General features: G+C 60.2%; 21 protein-coding genes. 11 read left to right on the forward strand and 10 right to left on the reverse strand.

What is annotated here, in order from left to right; translation table 11 throughout:
- Nucleotides 1–4 precede the first annotated feature (4 nt).
- The 4 genes from WDZ78_RS19220 (at nucleotide 5) to WDZ78_RS19235 (ending at nucleotide 5,227) form a co-directional block, all read left to right on the forward strand.
- Nucleotides 5–790: a 3-hydroxybutyrate dehydrogenase gene (locus WDZ78_RS19220; RefSeq protein ID WP_060723408.1), complete on the forward strand. Its 786-nt coding sequence runs from the start codon at nucleotides 5–7 to the stop codon at nucleotides 788–790.
- A 118-nt stretch (nucleotides 791–908) separates the two neighbouring features.
- Nucleotides 909–1,952: a helix-turn-helix domain-containing protein gene (locus WDZ78_RS19225; protein ID WP_425673915.1), complete on the forward strand. Its 1,044-nt coding sequence runs from the start codon at nucleotides 909–911 to the stop codon at nucleotides 1,950–1,952.
- A gap of 493 nt (nucleotides 1,953–2,445) precedes the next feature.
- Nucleotides 2,446–2,787, forward strand: coding sequence for a hypothetical protein (locus tag WDZ78_RS19230; RefSeq protein ID WP_425673916.1), 342 nt, complete (start codon nucleotides 2,446–2,448; stop codon nucleotides 2,785–2,787).
- 103 nt (nucleotides 2,788–2,890) lie between these two features.
- Nucleotides 2,891–5,227, forward strand: a complete 2,337-nt coding sequence (locus WDZ78_RS19235; RefSeq protein WP_425673917.1) for a glucose/quinate/shikimate family membrane-bound PQQ-dependent dehydrogenase — start codon at nucleotides 2,891–2,893, stop codon at nucleotides 5,225–5,227.
- Nucleotides 5,228–5,298: 71 nt separating this feature from the next.
- On the opposite strand, the gene WDZ78_RS19240 is transcribed toward WDZ78_RS19235, so the two are convergent.
- On the reverse strand, nucleotides 5,299–5,799 hold the full coding sequence (locus WDZ78_RS19240; RefSeq protein WP_175281253.1) for a ferritin-like domain-containing protein: 501 nt from the start codon (nucleotides 5,797–5,799) through the stop codon (nucleotides 5,299–5,301).
- A gap of 171 nt (nucleotides 5,800–5,970) precedes the next feature.
- Here WDZ78_RS19240 and WDZ78_RS19245 point away from each other — a divergent pair, with 171 nt between their 5' ends.
- Entirely contained in the window at nucleotides 5,971–6,456 is a 486-nt protein-coding gene (locus WDZ78_RS19245) for an MgtC/SapB family protein (RefSeq protein ID WP_425673918.1), read from the forward strand.
- A 6-nt stretch (nucleotides 6,457–6,462) separates the two neighbouring features.
- On the opposite strand, the gene WDZ78_RS19250 is transcribed toward WDZ78_RS19245, so the two are convergent.
- The 6 genes from WDZ78_RS19250 to WDZ78_RS19275 all read right to left on the reverse strand — a co-directional run bounded on the left by WDZ78_RS19250 (nucleotide 6,463) and on the right by WDZ78_RS19275 (nucleotide 10,345).
- Complete coding sequence (locus tag WDZ78_RS19250; protein WP_425673919.1) at nucleotides 6,463–7,689, reverse strand: NAD(P)/FAD-dependent oxidoreductase; 1,227 nt, start codon at nucleotides 7,687–7,689, stop codon at nucleotides 6,463–6,465.
- A gap of 18 nt (nucleotides 7,690–7,707) precedes the next feature.
- Complete coding sequence (locus WDZ78_RS19255; protein WP_425673920.1) at nucleotides 7,708–8,118, reverse strand: TIGR02588 family protein; 411 nt, start codon at nucleotides 8,116–8,118, stop codon at nucleotides 7,708–7,710.
- Nucleotides 8,119–8,125: 7 nt separating this feature from the next.
- Complete coding sequence (locus WDZ78_RS19260; protein WP_425673921.1) at nucleotides 8,126–8,986, reverse strand: TIGR02587 family membrane protein; 861 nt, start codon at nucleotides 8,984–8,986, stop codon at nucleotides 8,126–8,128.
- Nucleotides 8,987–9,042: 56 nt separating this feature from the next.
- A complete protein-coding gene (locus tag WDZ78_RS19265; RefSeq protein ID WP_425673922.1) occupies nucleotides 9,043–9,483 on the reverse strand; it encodes a PPC domain-containing DNA-binding protein in 441 nt (146 codons plus the stop codon).
- Between the two features lie 61 nt (nucleotides 9,484–9,544).
- Nucleotides 9,545–10,105 (reverse strand): type 1 glutamine amidotransferase domain-containing protein, encoded by a 561-nt coding sequence (locus tag WDZ78_RS19270; protein ID WP_425673923.1) that lies wholly within the window; start codon nucleotides 10,103–10,105, stop codon nucleotides 9,545–9,547.
- An 18-nt stretch (nucleotides 10,106–10,123) separates the two neighbouring features.
- Nucleotides 10,124–10,345 carry a hypothetical protein gene (locus WDZ78_RS19275; RefSeq protein WP_425673924.1) on the reverse strand — a complete coding sequence of 74 codons (222 nt, stop codon included), beginning with the start codon at nucleotides 10,343–10,345 and terminating at the stop codon, nucleotides 10,124–10,126.
- Between the two features lie 290 nt (nucleotides 10,346–10,635).
- Here WDZ78_RS19275 and WDZ78_RS19280 point away from each other — a divergent pair, with 290 nt between their 5' ends.
- From WDZ78_RS19280 to WDZ78_RS19290, 3 genes are read left to right on the forward strand one after another with little or no spacing between them, the layout of a single operon-like run.
- Nucleotides 10,636–11,466 carry an N-formylglutamate amidohydrolase gene (locus tag WDZ78_RS19280; protein WP_425673925.1) on the forward strand — a complete coding sequence of 277 codons (831 nt, stop codon included), beginning with the start codon at nucleotides 10,636–10,638 and terminating at the stop codon, nucleotides 11,464–11,466.
- Nucleotides 11,463–13,340: a flavohemoglobin expression-modulating QEGLA motif protein gene (locus WDZ78_RS19285; RefSeq protein WP_026363560.1), complete on the forward strand. Its 1,878-nt coding sequence runs from the start codon at nucleotides 11,463–11,465 to the stop codon at nucleotides 13,338–13,340. Before WDZ78_RS19280 ends, WDZ78_RS19285 begins: the two co-directional genes overlap by 4 nt.
- A gap of 10 nt (nucleotides 13,341–13,350) precedes the next feature.
- On the forward strand, nucleotides 13,351–14,397 hold the full coding sequence (locus WDZ78_RS19290; protein ID WP_425673926.1) for a glutathione synthase: 1,047 nt from the start codon (nucleotides 13,351–13,353) through the stop codon (nucleotides 14,395–14,397).
- Between the two features lie 2 nt (nucleotides 14,398–14,399).
- Here WDZ78_RS19290 and WDZ78_RS19295 read toward each other — a convergent pair whose 3' ends face one another.
- Both WDZ78_RS19295 and WDZ78_RS19300 read right to left on the reverse strand, forming a co-directional pair.
- Nucleotides 14,400–15,422 (reverse strand): NAD-dependent epimerase, encoded by a 1,023-nt coding sequence (locus WDZ78_RS19295; protein WP_020009959.1) that lies wholly within the window; start codon nucleotides 15,420–15,422, stop codon nucleotides 14,400–14,402.
- An 85-nt stretch (nucleotides 15,423–15,507) separates the two neighbouring features.
- Nucleotides 15,508–16,824, reverse strand: a complete 1,317-nt coding sequence (locus WDZ78_RS19300) for a UDP-glucose dehydrogenase family protein (RefSeq protein WP_003508722.1) — start codon at nucleotides 16,822–16,824, stop codon at nucleotides 15,508–15,510.
- Between the two features lie 382 nt (nucleotides 16,825–17,206).
- Here WDZ78_RS19300 and WDZ78_RS19305 point away from each other — a divergent pair, with 382 nt between their 5' ends.
- Together WDZ78_RS19305 and WDZ78_RS19310 are read left to right on the forward strand one after the other, a co-directional pair.
- Nucleotides 17,207–18,094 (forward strand): DMT family transporter, encoded by an 888-nt coding sequence (locus tag WDZ78_RS19305; RefSeq protein WP_425673927.1) that lies wholly within the window; start codon nucleotides 17,207–17,209, stop codon nucleotides 18,092–18,094.
- 105 nt (nucleotides 18,095–18,199) lie between these two features.
- A complete protein-coding gene (locus WDZ78_RS19310; protein WP_425673928.1) occupies nucleotides 18,200–19,168 on the forward strand; it encodes a glutathione S-transferase family protein in 969 nt (322 codons plus the stop codon).
- A 17-nt stretch (nucleotides 19,169–19,185) separates the two neighbouring features.
- Here the strand turns inward: WDZ78_RS19310 and WDZ78_RS19315 are convergent, their stop codons facing one another.
- Complete coding sequence (locus tag WDZ78_RS19315; RefSeq protein WP_425673929.1) at nucleotides 19,186–20,088, reverse strand: LysR family transcriptional regulator; 903 nt, start codon at nucleotides 20,086–20,088, stop codon at nucleotides 19,186–19,188.
- A 201-nt stretch (nucleotides 20,089–20,289) separates the two neighbouring features.
- Between WDZ78_RS19315 and WDZ78_RS19320 the strand changes: the two genes are divergently transcribed.
- The gene (locus WDZ78_RS19320) at nucleotides 20,290–21,819 is read left to right on the forward strand and encodes an aldehyde dehydrogenase family protein (protein WP_425673930.1); all 1,530 of its coding nucleotides are present in this window, start codon (nucleotides 20,290–20,292) and stop codon (nucleotides 21,817–21,819) included.
- Nucleotides 21,820–21,955 lie beyond the last annotated feature (136 nt).

Raw genomic sequence — 21,955 nt, forward strand, 5'->3', positions numbered from 1 at the left:
GCCGATGGAGGATCAACCGAAAACCGTGCTCGTCACGGGTTCCACCAGCGGCATCGGGCTCGCCATCGCCAGGCGTTTCGCCGAAGCGGGATATCTGGTCGCGGTGCATGGCATAGAGACGACGGAGGAGGCGACGCAGGCCCTGGAGATGGTGGCGCAGGTGGCGCGGCACAGGCCGGTCTATTTTTCCGCCAATCTCGCCAACTATGATGAAAGCGCGCATCTGCCGGAAACCGTCATCGCCGAATTTGGTCATATCGACGTCCTCGTCAACAATGCCGGCATCCAGAAAGTCGCGCCGATCGACGAGTTCGATTTCGCCGATTTCTCCCGCATCGTCGCCATCTCTCTCGACAGCGCGTTTCACACCATCCATGCGGCGCTGCCCGGCATGAAGGAAAGGGGCTGGGGCCGCATCGTCAACATCGCCTCCGCCCATGGCCTGCGCGCGTCACCCTTCAAGGGGCCTTATGTGGCGACCAAACATGCGGTGGTGGGCCTGACGAAAAGCGTGGCGCTGGAAGTCGCCGAACTCGGCATTACCTGCAACGCCATCTGCCCAGGTTATGTCTGGACGCCGCTTGTCGCCGCCCAGGTCGCCGATCAGGCGCGCGTGCACGGCATGAGCGAGGAGGAAGTGGTGAAGAAGGTGATGCTTGCGCCGCAGCCGACCAGACGGTTTGTGCAACCGGAAGAAGTGGCGGAAATGGCGCTTTATCTCGCTGGTGATATGGCGCGCTCCATCACCGGCACCACCATTTCCATCGATGGCGGCTGGACGGCGAAATAAATTTCGCACATGCGCTTGAAGCGAACGATCGCGCCGGTTTCCGGTATTGTTAGGCGATTTCAATCCTGTATAGTTTTCGTGGACGGCGGGGTCAGCGCCGTGTTCACGGAAAAGCGGCATGATGAACACAGGGTCTTTTGAAGCGCCGCTGGCGCGTTCGCGCTTCGATACGCGCCAAGTGCCGAAACGCGACGCCATGGCGTTGTGGCGGGATTCGATCAACGTGCTTTTTGATGCTCGCCTGCGCCGCTCGCAGGATGATGGTTTTTTCGCCAGCGTGGACGCCGCTTTCATCGGCAATGTCGCGCTCGGCCGCACCCAGTCCTCGGCGCAGGATTTCGACCGTTCGCGCCACAAGCTTGCCCGCGACGGCATGGATGGTTTTCTCCTGCAATTTTACGCCAGCGGGAAGAGCATGTCGCGGCGCGGTTCGGGCGAGACCGCAGGCCCCGGCGACCTCTATCTCATCGATATGGCGCAGCCGCTGGCCACTGCCACGTCGGATCATGATCATCTCAGCCTCGTCGTGCCGCGCCGGCTGCTGGAAGGCAGGCTTGGCGGTTCCGGCAATCATCATGAACGCGTGCTGCCGGCCGGTTTGCCGCTGGTATCGCTGCTGCGCGAAACGATGACGAGCATCTATCGCCATTTCGACGTCATGAACGCCAGCGAGGGCGCAGCCACGGTCTCGCCGCTTCTGGAACTGGCTGCGGCCGCCATCAACAATCATGTCGGGCACGACAATGCGCAGGGCGTGCAGCGGGCGCTCAGGGCATCCATCCGGCGTTATATCGACAATCACCTTCTCGATCCCGCCCTGTCAGTGGAAAAGGTCATGGGCGAATTCGGCGTCTCGCGACGCACCGTCTACCGGCTCTTCGAGCCGCTGGGCGGGTTTTCGGCCTGCATCACCCACCGGCGTCTCGAACGCGCGATGGATTTCCTGCGGGCACCACAATCGGCGCATATGACGATTGCCGAGGTGGCGGCGTCCTATGGTTTCACCAATCCGGAAAATTTCAGCCGCGTCTTCAAGAAGACCTTCGGTCTTTCGCCGCGCCAGATGCGGCATTTCGCGTCGGAAAGCCGTGATGTCACGTCGGATATTCTGAAGCCTGATAGTGCGGAATGGACACGGTGGATCGTGCAGCTCGGCCGCTGATCACGCTTTGCCGGGTTCTATCTGACACTTTATGACGGTTTGTTGGCACAATCCGACCATTCGCTGCGGCTGCGGCGCGATGGGGATGCGCATGTCTTCCAGACGTGCCAAACAGGGCGCGTTATTTTTATCAATATATTGCCTGACAATCATGATGCTGAGAATCCTCGCTTTTCTGGACCTGTGTCGCCAATGGCGCCCTAGGGTAAAACAACACCTCTCCTTTTCCGGCGCCGGATTTCACAGGCCGCCATCGCCCCTGCCGTCGGCGAATTCAGACAGCCCCGCAGACGATCCGTCGGAAACGGATGCCGGCGAAGCACGCCTGCCGGTTTCCTGGCTCGGCCTTGGGCAAAGCTTCAGCGCGCTGGATGCGGAAGACTGTGACAGGGCGCGTTTGCCGGCTGAGTGCGGTTAACGTCGTTCTCCGGTGATCTGGAACAAAACCCTGACCCCAAGGATTAGTTCAACAGGGTTACAGGGAGTGAAAGACATGGCCAGAGAAAATGCCAGCTACCTTGACAGTCGGGATGCGCGGAAAAGCGAAACGGCAACGCGCGCGCGGCAGGGATCGCGCGGACGTCCCGTCCTTGTCATTCTGATCGTCAGCGTGCTTCTTGCATTGGTGGTCTGGGCTGTTGTCGAATATTCCGTTTTCGAACCCGACCAAAACCTGCCGCAGAACCCGCAGACCGAGACTGCGCCCGCGCCGCAGCAGCCGTCCGGATCGGGAAGCTTCGACAACAATCCCGCGAATAGCCGCGCCCAACCGCCGTCATCGACAGAGACAAACCCCTCGCCGCAGGATTCGATCGGGGCGCCGCAAAACCCCTGACCACCATGGCGTGAAGTTTTTTCGCGATGATGATAATTTCCATGGAACCAGATTGCGCCCGATTTCATTTCACGCAAAGTGACAGGAATCGGGGGTTTCATTCATGGCAGTCACCGTCACTGCAGTTGTTCTCGCGCTGATCGGTCTTGCGCTGTTCGGTTTCGGCTCTCAGCTCGTCATGCTGGGCGGGAGCTTTTATTATGTGCTTTCCGGACTGGCCTTCCTGTTGACGGCCGTTCTGCTGTTCAAGCGCAATCGCGCAGCCCTTCACGTCTATGCCGTTTTCATTGTCGCCACGCTTGCCTGGGCCATCTGGGAAGTCGGCTTCGACTGGTGGCAGCTTGGCCCGCGCGGCGGCATCGTCATTCTCATCGGCCTGTGGCTTCTGGTCCCATGGGTCAGAAAGCCGCTCGGTTTTGCGAGCCCCACCGGGCTTCGCTACGGGCCGAACGCCTGGCCGCTCGCGCTCTCCGTACTCGCCTCCATCGTCGTGGCCGGATATTCCATGGCGCAGGATCCACACGACATGGCAGGTTCCCTGCCGCAGGAAACCGCCTCGGCCACACCTGCCTCTGGCGGCAATGTGCCTGACGGTGACTGGCATCAATATGGCCGCACGCCCTATGGACAGCGTTATTCGCCACTCACTCAGGTCAATGTCGACAACGTCTCGCAGCTCAAGGAAGCCTGGCGTTACCAGACGGGCGATGTGAAGCTGCCTGATGATGTGGGGGAAACCACCTACCAGGTGACGCCGCTCAAGATCGGCAACACGCTTTATATCTGCACGCCGCATAATTGGGCGATTGCCATCGATGCCGCCACCGGCAAGGAAAAGTGGAAATATGACCCGAATGTCGGTCTTAATCCGGACCGCCAGCACCAGACCTGCCGCGGCGTGTCCTATTATGCCGAGCCCAATGCCGCTGAAGGCACGGCCTGCGCCCAACGCGTCTACCTGCCGACCTCGGATGCGCGGCTGATCGCGCTTGACGCGGCCACCGGTCAGGTCTGCACGTCTTTTGCAGATCAGGGTGTGCTGCATCTTGAGCAGGGCATGAAATACAATCCTGCCGGTTATTATTATTCGACCTCGCCGCCGGTCATCGCGGCAGGCAAGATCATCATCGGCGGGGCGGTGAACGACAACTATTCCACGCAGGAACAGTCCGGCGTCATCCGCGCTTTCGATGTGAATAGCGGTGCGCTCGTCTGGAACTGGGATTCCGGCAATCCCGCGAAAACCGAACCGATTGCGGCGGGTGAAACCTACACCACCAATTCGCCCAACAGCTGGTCGGTCTTCAGTTACGATGAAGGCCTCGGTCTCGTTTATGTCCCGCTCGGCAATCAGGTGCCTGACCAGCTCGGCATGGGCCGCAGCGAGAATGTGGAGAAATATTCCTCCTCCATCGTTGCGCTTGATATCAACACCGGCAAGGATCGCTGGGTGCGCCAGACGGTTCATCACGATCTCTGGGACATGGACGTGCCGGCCCAGCCAGTGCTGCTCGACATCACCAAGGACGGCCAGACCATCCCGGCTCTCGTCGGCCCGACCAAGCAGGGCGATATCTACGTTCTCGACCGGCGCACCGGCGAGCCGCTTCTGCCGATCACGGAGGAGCCAGCGCCGGGCGGTGCGATCCCCGAGGACTTCACCTCACCGACGCAGCCGACGACGGCCTTGTCGTTCAAGCCGGAGCCATTGCAGGAAAAGGACATGTGGGGCGTCTCCATGTTCGACCAGCTCGCCTGCCGCATCCGCTTCCATCAGCTGAACTACAAGGGCCGCTACACGCCGCCGTCACTGACCGGCTCGATCATCTATCCCGGCAATTTCGGCACCTTCAACTGGGGCAGTGTCGCGGTCGATCCCGAGCGTCAGGTCTTGTTCGGCATGCCGACCTATCTCGCCTTCACCTCGCAGCTCGTACCCCGCGCCGACATTCCGCCGAAGGGTCAGGACGAAAAGGGTAGCGAACAGGGCCTGAACCGCAATGACGGCGCGCCCTACGGCGTGTTCATGGGTCCGTTCCTCGGTCCCCTGAAAATCCCTTGCCAGGCCCCGCCATGGGGTTATGTCACGGGCGCCGACCTGCGCACCGGCGATATCGCCTACAAGCACAAGAACGGTACTGTCTATGACATGACGCCGCTGCCATTACCCTTCAAGGTTGGCGTGCCTGGTATTGGCGGGCCGATGATCACCAAGGGTGGCGTGGCCTTCCTCGGTGCTGCCGTCGACAATTACCTGCGCGCCTATGACCTCACCACCGGCAAGCAGCTCTGGGAAGCGCGCCTGCCGGCCGGCGGCCAGGCAACGCCCATGACCTATGCACTGGAGGGCGGCAAGCAATATGTGGTGATGGTTGCGGGTGGTCACGGTTCCGTTGGAACCAAGCCGGGCGATTATGTGATCGCCTATACCCTGCCGTAATCTCTGCAGTCTTCAAGACGCATAAAAACCGGAATGGGTGACCATTCCGGTTTTTGTCGTTGAGGTGGATATTACGCGGCCTTTTTCTGCGCGGCGGCGTTGACCGAAGTCTCGGCGAGCGCGGTCAGCGCATCGTCGGTCTTTGCCTCTTCCTTGAGCGTGGCGTCCAGCAGCGAAACCGCCTTCGTGTGGCCCAGCTTTTCCGCCCAGGCCTTCAGGGTCCCATAGCGGGCGATCTCATAGTGTTCGACCGCCTGTGCCGACGAAACGAGACCGGCATCGAGGGCCGCAGTGCCCTTGAAGTCGTCCATGATTTCCTCGCCCTCGGCGATAATGCCCTGGATGGCTTCGCAGGTCTTGCCCTGTGCGCGCTTGCCAATAATCTCGAACACTTCCTGCAGGCGTTCGACGTGGCCCTGGGTTTCTTCCTTGTGCTTTTCAAAGGCCTGTTTCAACTTCGGGTCGGTCGCCGCCCGCGCCATTTTCGGCAGGGCCTTCAGGATCTGCCTTTCGGCGTAATAGATATCCTTCAGCGTGTCGTAAAACAGGTCGTCGAGTTTCTTCTCGGCCATTGGTCCTTCTCCCATGTGTGAAAATGCATGATGTGCGCCCATGCGCACGAGAGACAAACCCTTTGCCGCTGCCGTGGTTCCGGCTCCGTTGCGCGCAACGTTTATATTGATGCAAGGAACCAACGCGCCTTTCCGAACTTAGTGCGAATAAATGTCGGGAGGAGACATGACGTGCCCCAGAGCCTTGCAGAAGAATTTTCCATGAATATTTCCATCCCTTTCGAGGTGCTGCTGGTGCGCGTGTTCGGCGCGGTCATCCTGTGCGGACTGATCGGTCTGGAGCGGGAGTTTCACAAGAACACGGCCGGCCTGCGTACCAACATGCTGATCGGCCTTGCCGCCGTCACCTTCTGTGTCATCACCATTCATATGATGGAGACGATGGCGGAAGGTCATGAGGCCGCGCGGCTCGATCCCATCCGCCTGGTGGAAGCCGTGACGGCCGGCATCGCTTTTCTCGCAGCCGGTGTGGTCGTTTATACGAGAGGTGATGTCAAAGGCCTGACGACGGGCGCCAGCATGTGGCTTTCGGCGGCAATCGGCCTCTCGGCCGGTCTCGGCATGTGGCCGCTTGCCCTTGTTGCCGCAGGCGCCGGTATCGTTGTCCTCTGGACGCTCCGGCGCTTGCAAGTGGCCGCCGGCATCAAGGAGGATTGACGGGCATCAGTCGAAGCGGAAGAGATCGGCATCCGGGTCCTTGCCGCCATTAACGGCGGCCGCCACGATTTCGGCGGCGATCTGGCTGAAGGTGATGCCATTGCCGCCGAAACCCATCACGGCATAGACGTTTTTCATACCCGGCACCGCGCCGATCAGCGGCAGGCCGGTGGTGGTGGTGCCGAAGGCCGCGGCCCAGCGATAGTCCGGCTCTCCCATATCGACGCCAAGAAGCCTTTCGATCTTGCGGCTGATCGTCTTCGCCTTCGCGGCAAGTTTGCGCTCCGAGAGGTAGGCGGTGGGGTTTTCCTCGTCCTCGCCGCCGGCGATCATCCTCCCCTCGCGGTCGGTGCGCAGGTAAAGATAGGGATCGGACGCTTCCCAGACGATATGGTTCTCCAGCCAGCCGGGTAGATCGAGCTCCTTTTTGCTCGCCAGAGCCCAGGTGGAGATGATCTGGTGTTTCGGGCTCTCCAGCATTTTCAGAAATTCATAGCCGGTGCAGAACACGACATTGCGTGCGGAAAGGATTTTGCCGCCGGCGGTGGCGAGGACAACCTCGTTGCCGAGGTTTCTGAGATCGGTAATCTCAAGCTGGGAAACGATTTCGGCGCCCGCGCCCGCCGTATGGCGCAAAAGGCCGGCCGTCAGCTGGGCGGGATTGGCGGAGGCCGAGATGTCGCTGAGAATGGCGGCGGTCCGATCCAGCCCATATTGCTCTCGCAGTTCTGCAGCAGAGAGGAAGCGGGCTTCGATACCGGCCTCTTCGCGCGCGGCCGCTTCGGCTTTCAACGCGCGCGATCCCATGTCGTCTCCGGCGAGATAAAGCGCCTGTTTGCGCTTCATGCTGCAGGAAATGCCAAGTGAGGAAACGATTTCTTCCAGACGCAGGACGGCGCGGGCGGAACGCTGCCATGCCCTGTCGGCCGCGGGCCTGCCGATCATCTTTCTGAGTTCCGTCAGCGGCGTGTCGATCTCGTGCTGGATCATCGCGGTGCTCGCCACGCTGCTGCCCATGACCGGCTCGCGCCGGTCGATGATAAGCATGGATTGACCCTGCCTCTGCAGGGCGTGGGATACGAGTGCGCCGCTGATGCCGGCGCCGACGACGATCGTGTCGTAATGATCGGCCGCCGGTGTGCGCCTGCTGCGGACGCCGATGCGCGGGCTATCGGCCCAGACCGGTTTTGAATCCCTGAGATCGCGTTCCTTCGTCAGTTCCGGTGTCGTCATGAAGATGTCCTGAATGGGTCAAGGCTCGGTATAACCGGCGACAGTGAGGGTGAGCGTTCCGCTGCGGGGATCGCTGCGGAAGAAAAGCGTGCCGTTGTCCTTCGATTCCGAGGCGACATAATCGAAGGTCACATTGGCGTTTTCCGGCGCGGCGTCGTTCCGCTGCAGGTCGCCGCGCACCTGCACCTGCGCGGCCGTGGTCATGGAGAGGTTGCGGATGTCGAATTTCACCCGGTATTGCCCGGGCTGCCCCTCTACGCCGGTAACGGCGATGTCGAAGCGGGCATCCTCGGGTACATAGCGATAGATGTCATAGGCGATCCAGCCGAGCATCGCGGCGACGAGCAAGGTGCAGATGGTTCCCGTCACCCATTCGATCCAATGCGGGTCGGCGCTTTCCGTCTGTTTTCCGTCTTTGGATATCGTCATCTTGTCCTCACAGGATCAGCCGGGCCGACGCCGCGCCGATCGAGGCGGGAACACCGAGAATGACGGCGGCATTCATGATCTGCGACAGCGAGGTGTGGTCGAGGCGCTCGAAGGTCCAGAGCGTATAGATGCTGATGGCGATGGCGATGACATAGCCGGGCAGGGTGAAGCGGATGAAGGATTGCCACCATTGCTGTCCTTCATGCAGCTGATGCGAGCCCTTGAAGTGCAGCGCATAGACAAAGCCATGCATGATGGCGATCGACAGCAGGCAAAGGGCGAGAATGTGATAGGGCGTCACCTTGTAGGCGATCAGGATCATTTCTTCGGTCGGGGCGACGTTGAGGCTGAGGAACAGCGCGCCCACCACCATCATGAAAAGCTCGTGCAGATAACCTGTCTCGCCGGAATACTCGCCTTCCTCCTCATCCTCTGCGTCGGAATGCTGGCCGAGCTGGCTGCGACCGAGCAGCGCGCCGATGCTGGCGGGAACGGATTGCAGCGCGACCTTGGCGACGATATTGGAGGCGGTGAGCTGGTCGTTCAGAATACCGAACAGCAGGAGAACGGCTGCACTCACCACGATACCCAGCCCATAGGCGGTGATCGCGTCTCGCAGGGCCTGGCTCCAGGAATTGATACTCTCAAAACCGATGCGGCGGGCGAGAAGAAGAAGCAGCGGAAGGTTGAGGATGCAGAGCAGCAGAAGTCGCCATGGATTGACGTAAAGACCCAAAAACCACATTTCCATGGTCATCAGCATGGGCAGCGCAAACAGTAATGCACCTGCTGTGCCGCGCGCGAGGCCGATCAGGAACTGCCTGACCTCGTCATCTTCGCCGCCTTTTTCATTGACCGTAGTCGCCATGCCGTCCCCTTCGTGCGAAGGGATAACGCAATGGCGTTTTTCCAGTTCCGTGGGGTTTATCTCGCAGGGTCAATAAGGGCGATGCCGAATTCCTTGTTATAGCTGCGCCGCAATTCCGCGGGCGTTTCGCGAATGACGACTTCCAGAGTGGGGCGAACCACGCCCTTCAGAAAATGGCCGCCTTTTGTGGACCCGTCGGCAAAACCCAGAACCACATGCAGGTGCGGATTGGGCGTGTCGTTCTCGTCAAGCGTAATGTCGCCAAGCAGGCTCAGGACCTCGCTCTGTTCGGTGACCGGTATTTCCTTGTAGTCCTGCGTGGACAGATCAAAAAATGCGAGCGTTGCCGTGGCGAAGGCGCCGATCGCGGTGACCGAAGCGGCGTTGATGTTCTCGGCCCTGGCAAAACGCCTGATGGCTTCGAAGGCTTCTTCCTCGGGATCGATGACGAGGATGAAGGTGCGCTCCGCGCCGCCTGCCAGCAATCTGCTTTTCATATTCTTCCTCCAAAATAAAAGTGCCGCCGGAAACCGGCGGCACGGGAATGTCGTTCGTGTCTTAAGCGGCGCGACGTTCGTGACGGCCTTCCTCAATCTCTTCCACGATCTTGGCGACGAAGGCATCGAGATCGTCAGGGCTGCGGGAGGTGATGATACCCTTGTCGGTTACCACCTTTTCATCCTTCCAGTTGGCGCCGGCATTCTTGAGGTCGGTCTTGATCGACCAATAGGAAGTGGCGTCGCGGCCACGCAGGGCGTCCGCTTCAACCAGCAGCCACGGCGCATGGCAGATGGCGGCAACCACCTTGCCCGATTTGACGAAATCGCGAACCATCCGCATCGCATCCTCGTCATGGCGCAGAATGTCCGGGTTGATCTGGCCACCGGGAAGAACCAGTGCGTCAAAATCTTCGGTTTTTACGCTCCTGGCCGAAAGATCGACGGCGACGCTGTCGCCCCAATTCTTTTTATCCCAGCTTTTGATTTCACCGTCCTTGATCGAGGCGATCTTCACGTCCGCACCCTTGGCCTTCAACTGGTCATAGGGCACCCGGAGCTCGGAACGCTCGTATCCGTCCGTTGCGAGAATGAGGATTTTTGCGGCGTTGATGGCAGTCATGTCTGTCTCCTTCTGGGTTCAGTCGTCCTTGTCGGAATTTATGGAGGGGAGGAAGAATTCCACGTCCTTGAGGCGCTTCTCATCGAGATTTTCGATCTTGGTTTGCCAAAATCGCTCGGCTTCCGCCGGTTCGGTTTTCCATTGGCGCACGAAGGTCTTGTTGTCGTCGATCATGACCTTGCGGGTGCCGCCGAGCCGCAGATATTCTTCCGCAAGTTTGCGCGTTTCGGTCTTTTCCATGTCGCAGCTCCTTGTGCATGGAAAGCGGGGACGGAGGGGCGCCGGATGGGTAAGAAGCTCGGCTGCCATTTCGTTGGCCACCGGGAGAAAACGGAAAAATCCCTGTGTTCTTCGGCACCATCGTGTCCGTTTGACACGGCGGCCCTCCTGCTGGAACAACGTGAGCTTTAAAGGATGGTTCCGCAGTTTTTTCGGGCTGCGTCAGTGCCCGGCACAAATGAATAGTGCGCAATTTTTACCGGAACAAACGGACATGTCGTGTTGTTTTATCCCCGATGCAGGGAGGCAGCATGGCAGCCACACAGAGTGACGGCGAATACCGGGGTAACAACGAAAACAGGGGCTTCTGGTCGATCGATTTCGGCAATTCGCCTGTTGTCGGCACGGCCATCCATGACGGTCATTTCGTCCGCATGGATATAGCAGATCTGATGGCTCTTTCGCCGGAAAAGCGGCTGAGAGAGGAGGATCCCTTTACCGGCGAGATGGTCGCCGGATTGACGAACCGGATCGTCGTTCACCATTCCCGTTTTGAAGTCGATCTCAATCGCGCCACCGATCAGGCGATCTATCTGAAACCGGAACAATCCTGGGGGCTGGAGGTCTGGAACCAGACGCCGCCGGAGGAGGCCAGCCGGCAATCGCTCGATTTCCACGCCGATTATTATGCGATGCTTGAAACCGTTCTCTCAACGCTCGAGCGACGGCATGGTGCTTTCGTGGTGCTGGATGTGCACAGTTACAATCATCGCCGGCAGGGCGCCGACGCACCGGCGACAGCGCAGGCGGAAGCGCCCGATATCAATATCGGCACCTTTTCCATGGATCGCAGCCGCTGGGGTGATATCGTCAGCGCGGTCGGCCATCATTTCGCGTCTGCGACCATCGGCGGGCGCCATCTCGATGTTCGCGAGAATGTGGCGTTTCAGGGCAAGGGCGAGCAGACACGCTTCATCCACGAGCGTTTCGCCGAAAATGGCTGCGCCATCGCGATCGAGTTCAAGAAATTCTTCATGGATGAGTGGACGGGAAAGCCGGATCTGCGTGTGGTGGCGGATATTCGTGAAGCGATCGCAGCGCTCCAGCCGGTCCTCGAAGAATGTCTGAGGTCGCGGCGATGAACCTCTCATCCGCCCGCAGCGCGCCTTCCCCCATCGCCGATCTGGTCGATGACGTCGTGTCCTGCCTCGAAGCCGGCAAGGCCATCCGCCGCGATGTCGGAAAAGACGGCCGTTTGCACATCGACCGGCCGCTGCCGTTCCTCTGCCTGCATCTGACAGGCGGCACGAAAGATCTCGCCGCGCGCGACATCGCCGCCGCCCATGCCTCCTATCTCATCGCTTCGAACATTCAGGAGGCCGCGCCGCTGATCGAGGCGGTCGGCGCGGTCATGCGCGAGCGTTTCGGCGCCTTCATCGTTCTCGATATTGGCGAGCTTGAACACGACATCCTGCTCGCCGACGACTCTCCCTTCCTGCCGCATTATGAGGTTTCGGTCTCGGCGACGTCAGAACCGGAAACCCAGAAAGCGCGTCGGGTCTTCATCAAGGCGGTTTGTGATGCCGAAGTGCGCTTTCGCACGCCGCGCATCACCCGGCCGGAGCCGGAAGCCGACCCGGTCCTGCGGTTTCAGAATGCCGGACTGGATTTTCCCTGCATCAGCGTGCGCTTCGCGCCAATCTATCGCCAGCCGGAATCCGGTGCGGATTATCCCGGCCTGCGTGAGACGATGATCGCCGATCTCTTCGATGCCGGCCTGCAGGCCTTTTCGTCCTTTTCCTCCGGTATGGATGCGCTGAAGGTCACCAGTCACCGGGCGCTTGGCCGCAAGGCATTTGTCGATGCCGTCAAACGCGCCGACCGCTCGATCGACGACATTGTCTCCTCCTTCGATTTTCTTCTCTCCGTCACCCCCATCAATGCGCGGCGGGCGTTCGAGGAGTTTCGCGATGGCAGCTTCCAGTACGCGCCGCGCCTGCTTTACCGACCGCTGGGCGTGGATGTCGAGGAGCAGAAGCGCAAGCTCTATTCCGTCGTCTTCGACCATCTTGAAGACCCGGTGCTCTATCATCTTTACCGGGAGAAACAGCGGGAGATCGATCTGCAGCTGACGATGCTGGCGAGCCTGCATCATCGCACCTTCACCGATTTTTCACGCGCCCTCTATGGCGCCGTCGAACCCGCTCTTCTGACGCTGGCGCTTCGCGTGCTTGAGGATTGCCCGCGCGGGCAAGAAAGCGGCGAAATCGCTATGGTGGATTGTTACGTGGTCGCCAGGAAGTCGCGCGAAATGGTCGAGGCTTATCTGGGGGAGGAGCCGGAATTCAAGGCCCGCGTCGAAATCCGTGATGACCTGCCACCCGGCTTGATGGTGACAGGTGAGAAACTCCTGATCTCCCGCCATACCGTCATGGAACAGCGCCGTGTCGAGGCGCTCCTGTCGCACGAGATCGGTGTGCATCTTCTGACCTATTTCAACGGCTCATTTCAGGGGCTGCGGCTCTTCCGCACCGGTCTTTCCGGTTATGAGGGCGTACAGGAGGGGCTGGCGGTGCTGGCGGAACATCTGGCCGGCGGCATGACGCGCGAGCGCCTGCGGCTGATCGCCGGCCGCGTCGTTGGCTGCGCCGCCATGCTGGATGGTGCGAGCTTCGTGGACACGTTCCGCATCATGACCCGCGAACACGGTTTTGACGAGGCTGCGGCCTTCAACATGGTGCTGCGCATCTATCGCGGCGGCGGTCTTTCCAAGGATGCGATTTATCTGCGCGGGTTGGCCGAGGTGATGGACCATCTGCGCAGGGGCGGTGCGCTCGATCCGTTCTGGATGGGCAAGATCGCCGCCGCCCATTTTCCTGTCATGCAGGAGCTCGCCCTGCGCGGCCTGCTTCGCCCGCCGGGTGTCCGACCCGCCTTTCTGCTGCCCGCCCGGGCCAATGAGCGGCTGGAAAAAATACGGGCGGGATTATCCATTGCCGAACTGGCGACTTTATAGGAGGGGCTTCATGCGTATCGCATTTTTCGTCAATTCCATCGAAACCGAAGGGCCGAACTACGCCACCGGCTTGCTCGCCATGGCGGCGCTCAATCGCGGCCACGAGGTGGTTTATCTGACACCCGGCGATTTTACCCTGCGCGCGGATGACAGCCTGACCATCCATGCCACGGTATTGCCGAAGACAAAATACAAGAAATCGGAAGGCTTTCATGCCGCCCTTCAGGACAAGGCGCTGGAGCGGCGCACCATGGATGTCGAGGAAATCGATGCGCTGATGCTGCGCAACGACCCCTCGCTCGACCAGACGACGCGACCGTGGGCGGTGCATGCCGGCATCCTGTTCGGGCGGCTTGCCGAACAGCGCGGCGTTGTGGTGCTGAATGATCCCGAAGGACTGGCGCTGGCGCAGAACAAGCTCTATTTCCAGGGCTTTCCTGAAATCGTCCGCCCCACCACGATTATCTCGCGCAATGTCGATGAAATACGCGCCTTTGCCGATGGCCACCCCAAGGGCGTCATCGTCAAGCCGCTGCAGGGTTCCGGCGGTAAGAACGTCTTCAAGATCGGCTCCAGCAAGGAGGCCAATCTCAACCAGATTTTCGAGGCGGTCAGCCTTGAGGGTTATCTGATCGCGCAGGCCTATCTGCCGGCTGCGAAGGATGGTGATATCCGCTTCTTCATGATGAATGGCCGGCCGCTGATGCGTGACGGCAAATATGCCGCCCTTCGCCGCGTGCCGGCCAAGGGCGACCTGCGCTCCAACATCCATGCCAAAGGCACCGCCGAGGCGGTGAAGGTGACGGATGAAATCGTGGCGCTTGCCGAGATGGTGCGGCCGAAGCTCGTGGAGGACGGCATGTTCCTCGTCGGGCTCGACATTGTCGGTGACAAGATACTGGAAGTGAACGTGTTTTCGCCGGGCGGCCTTTCCAATATCCGCGATCTCACCGAGATGGATTTCAGCGACACGATCATCGAGGCCGTGGAAACCAAGATCAGCATGCAGAGCGCTTCCGGCGGCACCATCTCCAACCGCCTGCTGGCGACGCTGTGAGGTTATTTCCGTAATTCGGCCGGGTGCATCTCGCGATACCAGGCGACGAGGGCCCTGATGCCCTCCTCGACCGGGGTTTGCGGCACGTAGCCGGTCAGGGCCTTCAAAAGATCAGGCGAGGCGAAGGTGCGGGGCACATCGCCCTGCTGCATCGGCAGCATGTTGCGGATCGCGGGTTTCCCGACCGCCTTTTCGACCGTCTCAACGAAATGCATCAGCTCCACCGGCTGGCCGCCGCCGATATTGACCACGCGGAAGGGCGCGTGGTGCGAGAGAGTATCGGTGACTCCTTCCTGCGTGACCCGGTTTTCCTCGGAAGGGATGACCGTGCTTAGCCGGACGATGCCTTCGACCAGATCGTCGATATAGGTGAAATCACGGCTCATATTGCCTTGCCCGTAAATATCGATCGCTCTGCCGTTGGAGATGGCGTCGACAAATTTGATCGGCGCCATGTCCGGCCGTCCCCACGGGCCATAGACCGTGAAGAAACGGAAGGCGGTGGTGGGCAGCTTGTGCAGATGGGCATAGCTGTGCGCCATCAGCTCCATCGACTTTTTGGTGGCGGCGTAAAGCGTCATCGGCTCGTCGGCCTTGTCGCTCTCAGCGAAGGGGATTTTCTCGTTGGCGCCGTAGATGGAGGAGGTTGATGCCAGCATCAGGTGCTTGACATCAAGGCTTCTGGCGAGCTCCAGCATGTTGAACGAGCCGATGAGATTGGAATCGATATAGGCGCGCGGATTTTCAAGGCTGTAACGGACGCCCGCCTGTGCTGCGAGGTGGATGATGATCTCAGGTTCGGCGGCCTCCGCCGCGCGTTTCAGCGCATCCGTATCTTCCAGCATGCCGATTTCGGCCCGGAAGCCGTTGGAGCGGGAAAGAATGGCGTGGCGTTTTTCCTTGAGGCTGACATCGTAATATTTCGTCATGCCGTCGAAGCCGGTCACGAAATGGCCGGCGTCCAGCAGCCGTTTCGCAACGTAAAAGCCGATGAAGCCTGCCGTACCGGTAACCAGATAACGCATGATGATTATATCCCGAATCCGTTGGTGCGTTTTCGGTCTGACCGAAGCGCAGAAAACCTTTTAATGAAATTGAAAAACGAAACCTCTACGCGCCTTCGTGCGGACGACCGACTGCGGCATAGATGAAGCCATGGGCGGCGACTTCATCCGTGCGGTAGATATTGCGCAGGTCCACCAGAACAGGGCTTTTCATGATCGCCTTCAGGCGCGGCAGGTCGAGTGCGCGGAACTGGTTCCATTCCGTCACGATCACCACGGCGTCGGCGTCTTCCGCTGCCTCGTAGGGGCCGTCCGCATAGTCGATGTCTTCCATCAGGTGGCGGGCATTCGCCATGCCTTCCGGATCGTAACCGACCACTTTCGCACCGCCGTCCTGCAGGGTCTGGATGATGGCGATTGCCGGGCTGTCGCGCATGTCGTCGGTATTCGGCTTGAAGGTGAGGCCAAGCACGGCGATCTTCTTGCCGCGCACATCACCGCCCATCGCGTTGATGACCTTGCGGCCCATGGCGCGCTTGCGGTTGTCGTTGATGGCGATGGTGGTCTCGATCAGCCGCACCGGGGCGTCATAATCCTGCGCGGTCTTGGCGAGCGCCAGCGTGTCCTTCGGGAAACAGGAGCCGCCATAACCGGGGCCGGCATGCAGGAATTTCGGGCCGATGCGGCCATCGAGACCGATGCCGCGCGAGACGTCCTGCACATTGGCGCCGACCTTTTCGCAGAGGTCAGCCATTTCGTTGATGAAGGTGATCTTCATCGCCAGAAAGGCGTTGGCGGCATATTTGATAAGTTCCGAAGCGCGTCTGGTGGTGAAGAGCAGCGGCGACTGGTTGAGATAAAGCGGGCGGTAAACCTCGGTCATGACGGGGCGGGCGCGCTCGTCCGAAAGGCCGACGACGATGCGGTCCGGCCGCTTGAAATCTTCGATGGCGGCACCTTCGCGCAGGAATTCCGGGTTGGAGACCACGGCGAAATCGGCCGAGGGGTTTTCCTCGTGGATGATGCGTTCCACCTCGTCACCGGTGCCGACGGGAACGGTGGATTTGGTGACTATGACGGTGAAGCCGTCGAGCGCATGGGCGATCTCTTTTGCCGCCGCATAGACATAACCGAGATCGGCATGGCCATCGCCGCGCCGCGAGGGCGTGCCGACCGCGATGAAGACGACCTCGGCATTGGCAACGGCTGCGGAAAGATCCGTCGTGAAGCTCAACCGGCCAGCCTTGGCATTGTTGGCGACGATGACATCGAGACCCGGCTCGAAGATCGGGATATGGCCATTTTTCAGGGCTTCGATCTTCTCCGGCATCTTGTCGACGCAGACCACGTCATGGCCGAAATCTGCAAAACACGCGCCGGACACGAGGCCGACATAACCCGAACCGATCATCACAATCCGCATTCTTTTTCCTTTCGGTTAGCAAGGTCATGTTAACGCAGCGGCACCGGCCGGGGAAATCGGCGGGTGAAAAATACCATGACATACTTAGCCGCCTTCATGCCCGTCGCCAAGCGCCACCATCAACACCGGCTAACCTCTTTCCATGACGGTGATGTGATGGCCGCGGCGGGACAAATTTGCCGCACCTTGCAGCCGATTGCATCGATGCGGTGCGATCGCGCATTTTTGCCTGTTTTGCGGCTTGCACTCATAGGTAGCCGGGTCTAGCCATAGGGTGAGGATCAAATCTGCCAGACTGTCTGCCCCTTGAAGGGGCGTCCGGGTCGCGTTCCACGCGGCCGGGGGAAGCTTTGCCTTGCGGTCGGTGTTCGGGGACGTTCAAATGCAAAAGGGTTTTCTGCTCGGCCTGTTCGCTTATGCGACCTTTTCCTTGGGCGACGCCACCATCAAGTCGCTTGGATCGCAGATCAGCGTTTTCGAAATCGGCTTCTTCAGCATTCTGTTTTCCGGCATCTTCATCTTCTTCAGCAAGCCGCGCGAGGAAAGGTGGCGTGAGTTCTGGCGCATGAGCCGGCCCTTCGCCGTGCACGGCCGCGCCATTTCCGGCCTCTTCGCCGGTATTTTAGGCATCTATGCCTTCACCACCATTCCGCTGGCGGAAGCCTATGCGCTGATCTTCCTGTCGCCGCTCTTCGTGACCGTGCTTTCCGCCGTCGTGCTGAAGGAGAATATCGGCCCGTGGCGCTGGGCGGCGGTTCTGGCCGGCATCGTCGGCGTCATTCTCGTCGTGCGGCCTGGCTTCAAGACGCTGGAACTTGGGCATATCGCCGCCATCGGTGTCGCCTTCCTGGCGGCCATGACCATCGTGCTGTTGCGCTCGCTTGCAGGCAAGGAAAAGCGCACCTCAATCATGGGCGTGCTGCTGATCTATGGCCTCACCTTCAACGGTATCGCCTCCATCCCCGAATTCGTCATGCCCACCCTGCACCAGCTATTGGCTTTCGCCTTCATCGGGCTTTGCACGGCGACGGGGCAGATCACGCTTCTGGTCGCAACCCGCATCGCGCCGGCGAGCCAGATTGCGCCGTCGCATTATTCGCAAATCCTCTGGGCCGTGGCGATCGGCATGGCCTTCTTCCACGAATATCCTGACGCCATGGCGGTGCTGGGATTGAGCGTCATCGCCGCATCGGGGCTGCTGACGATGATCCGCGAAAAGGTAAGGCTCGGCACCGTGCGCTGGAACCCGTTTTTCCGCAATCGCCTTTGAGCCCATCCGCCGATCGGAAACAGTGCGTCAACCGAAGCGCGGCTTGTGAAGCGGTGGTGACCCGGCCCATAAGGCTTTCATCTTTAGATGAACGGGGAGCCGCAAATGCTCGTGGATGGAAAATGGACCGCCGACTGGCATCCGGTGCAGGCGACAGACAAGAAAGGCGGCTTTGTCCGCCAGACCTCCGGCTTCCGCAACTGGGTGACACCTGACGGTTCGGCGGGGCCGACGGGTGAGGGCGGTTTTGCGGCCGAGGCCGGTCGCTATCATCTTTACGTCGCGCTGATCTGCCCCTGGGCATCGCGCACGCTGATTGGCCGAAAGCTGAAGAAGCTGGAAGAGGTGATTTCGGTCTCCGTCGTCGAGCCTGCGCTCTCCGACGAGGGCTGGAAATTCGGCGACTATCCGGGTTCGGACCGCGATACGCTCAACGGCTTCGCCTATATGCACGAAGCCTATACCAGCGCGGATCCGCACTATACCGGCCGCGCCACCGTGCCCGTGCTTTGGGACAAAAAGACAAAAACCATCGTCAACAACGAATCCGCCGACATTCTGCGCATGCTGAATTCCGGTTTCGGTGATCTGGCCGATAATGGCGTGGACCTCTATCCGGAAGGTCTGCGGGACGAGATCGATGCTCTCAATGACCACATTTATCCGCGCCTCAACAACGGTGTCTACAGAACCGGTTTCGCCACCACGCAGGTCGCTTATGAGGAGGCCTTCGCCAATGTGTTCGCAACGCTTCAGGAGCTCGAAAGCCGTCTCGTCTCAGGCGGACCTTTCCTTTTCGGCGATTTCCTGACCGAAACGGATGTCCGGCTTTTTGTGACGCTGGTGCGTTTTGATGCCGCCTATTACGGCCTGTTTAAATGCAATCTTCGCCGCATCGCCGATTATCCCGCCCTGCAGGCCTATATGATGCGGGTGCTGAACGTTCCGGGCGTGCGTGACACGGTCAATATCGACCATATCAAGCGCGGTTATTATTCCATCAAGGCGCTCAACCCGACCCGTATCGTGCCTGTCGGTCCTGATCTTCCGGGGCTGGATGACGTTTCCCTGTGAGGTGAACGGATAACGGACTAGACCGGTTTGCCGACCTGATCGAGAAGCCAGGCCTGAAAAGCGCGGGCCAGCGCATTGTCCTGCCGTCCCTCGGGCAGGGCAACGTAGTAACTCTTGTCGGTCTGCAGGGGAATGTCGAAGACGATTTCGAGGCGGCCGGAGGCGATCTCCGCCTCGATGAGATATTTCGGCAGAAGGGCGAAACCGATGCCGCTCGCCGCAGCCTCGATGATCATCGAGAACTGGTCGAAACGGCTGCCCTGATAGGCATTATCAGCCGTCACCCCGTTCATCTCCAGCCACTCCGTCCATAGTTTCGGCCGTGTCGTCACATGCAGGAGCGGTTGCCCGGTCAGATCCTGCGGCTGGTTCACGCCGGCGCGCTGCAGCAGGGCGGGGCTGGCGACCGGTACGATTACCTCATTGCATAAAAATGTGCAGGTGCCATGCGCCCAGACCGGCTGGCCATAATGAATGGCGAGATCGAACCCTTCCTCGTCGAAATCGAAGGGGTGCGATCGTGAGCCGATCGTGATCGTCATATCAGGATTGGTGTCGATAAAGCGGGAGAGGCGCGGCATCAGCCAGCGGCTGCCGAATGTCGGCAGCGTCGCGACGGAAAGCGATGCGTGTGATGTTCCGGCCGAGACCGCGCGCACCATCAGCTGTTCGGATTGCTGCAGGAGGCGCCGCACATCGGGCAGGAATTTGCGCCCAGCTTCGGAAAGCACGACCCGCCTGCGGATGCGCTCGAATAGCTGCATTCCCGTCTGCGCTTCCAGTTCGCCGATCTGCCGGCTCACCGCGCTCTGCGTGAGGTTGAGTTCTTCCGCAGCACGCGTAAAATTGCCGTGCCGTGCCGCGCATTCGAACGCCTGCAGGGTGACGATGTCAGGGACCAGTCTTCTGCGCGGATCCATTCCATTCTCGCATCAACTTACCCGCTTTCCTCATTGGAAAAGGGTCATTATGGCCATATATGATTACGGGAAAGAATGGAACGGTGCAAAACGCCAGTTTAAAAGAACGAATGACAAATTCGGGGAAAGACGAGTGACGGGAGTTGAAAGCGCCGTATCAAAACGGCCTTTCCTCCCCTTTCAGCCAAAAGGACGATGGACATGGATGCGACCACGAAGCTCGACGTGAAACAGGAAGCCGCGGCCCTGCTCGACAGGATGGGCGTTGCCCGCGATCTCTATACCGGCGGCGATATGGCCTCCTTCAGCCCGGTGACCGGTGAACAGGTCGCGAGCCTCAAGACCATCCCGGTCGAAGGTGTCGCCGCCGTAGTCGACCGGGCCGATGCCGCCTTCAAGGTATGGCGCAATGTACCGGCGCCCCGCCGTGGCGAACTGATCCGGCTGCTCGGCGAAGAGCTGCGCGCCTTCAAGGCCGATCTCGGACGTCTCGTCTCGCTGGAAGCAGGCAAGGTTCCCTCCGAAGGTCTCGGCGAAGTGCAGGAAATGATCGATATCTGCGATTTCGCGGTCGGCCTTTCCCGCCAGCTTTATGGCCTCACCATCGCCACCGAACGACCCGGCCACCGGATGATGGAAACCTGGCATCCGCTCGGCGTCGTCGGCGTCATCTCGGCCTTCAACTTCCCGGTTGCGGTGTGGTCGTGGAATGCGGCGCTTGCCATCGTCTGCGGCAACTCGGTGGTCTGGAAGCCTTCCGAGAAGACACCGCTCACGGCGCTGGCCGTTCAGGGCATCTTCGAGCGCGCCGCCGCCCGTTTCGGTGATGCGCCGGAAGGCCTGTCCCAGCTGCTGATCGGCGACCGCGCCGTGGGTGAGGCATTGGTGGACAATCCCAAGGTGCCGCTCGTCTCGGCCACCGGCTCCACCCGCATGGGCCGTGATGTCGGCCCGCGTCTGGCAAAACGCTTCGCCCGCGCCATTCTGGAACTTGGCGGCAACAATGCCGGTATCGTCTGCCCGTCTGCTGATCTCGACATGGCGCTGCGCGCCATCGCCTTCGGCGCCATGGGTACGGCCGGTCAGCGCTGCACCACGCTTCGCCGTCTCTTCGTGCATGACAGCGTTTATGATCAACTCGTGCCGCGCCTGAAAAAGGCCTATGCCTCCGTTTCTGTCGGCAACCCGCTGGAAACATCGGCGCTCGTCGGCCCGCTGGTCGACAAGGCGGCTTTCGACGGCATGCAGAAGGCTCTCGAAGCGGCGAAAGCCCATAGTGGCGTGGTAAATGGCGGCGGCCGTGTGGATACGGGTGCGCCGGATGCCTATTACGTCAAGCCGGCACTTGTCGAAATGCCGAAGCAGGCGGGACCGGTGCTGGAAGAAACCTTCGCGCCGATTCTTTACGTCATGAAATACAGCGATCTCGACCAGGCGATTGACGACCATAACGCCGTCGCGGCTGGTCTTTCCTCATCGATCTTCACCCGCGATATGCAGGAATCGGAACGGTTCCTGTCGTCGGAAGGTTCCGATTGCGGCATTGCCAATGTCAATATCGGCACCTCGGGTGCGGAAATCGGCGGGGCCTTCGGCGGTGAGAAGGAAACCGGCGGCGGCCGTGAATCCGGTTCGGATGCGTGGAAGGCCTATATGCGCCGCGCCACCAACACCATCAACTACTCCAAGGCGCTGCCTTTAGCGCAGGGCGTTTCGTTCGATATCGAATAATCGACCCTCCAATCGCATCGGCGACAGAGAAATTGATCCACCATGCCGGCGCGGCGTCATCCGCGCCGGCCTTTCCATTTGATGGGGCAGACGGGAACGTCCGCGACAATTTGCGGAAAAGAAGCATTTGCGCGGA

Source organism: Agrobacterium sp. M50-1 (genome assembly GCF_049843495.1).
GTDB classification, from domain to species: domain Bacteria; phylum Pseudomonadota; class Alphaproteobacteria; order Rhizobiales; family Rhizobiaceae; genus Agrobacterium; species Agrobacterium radiobacter.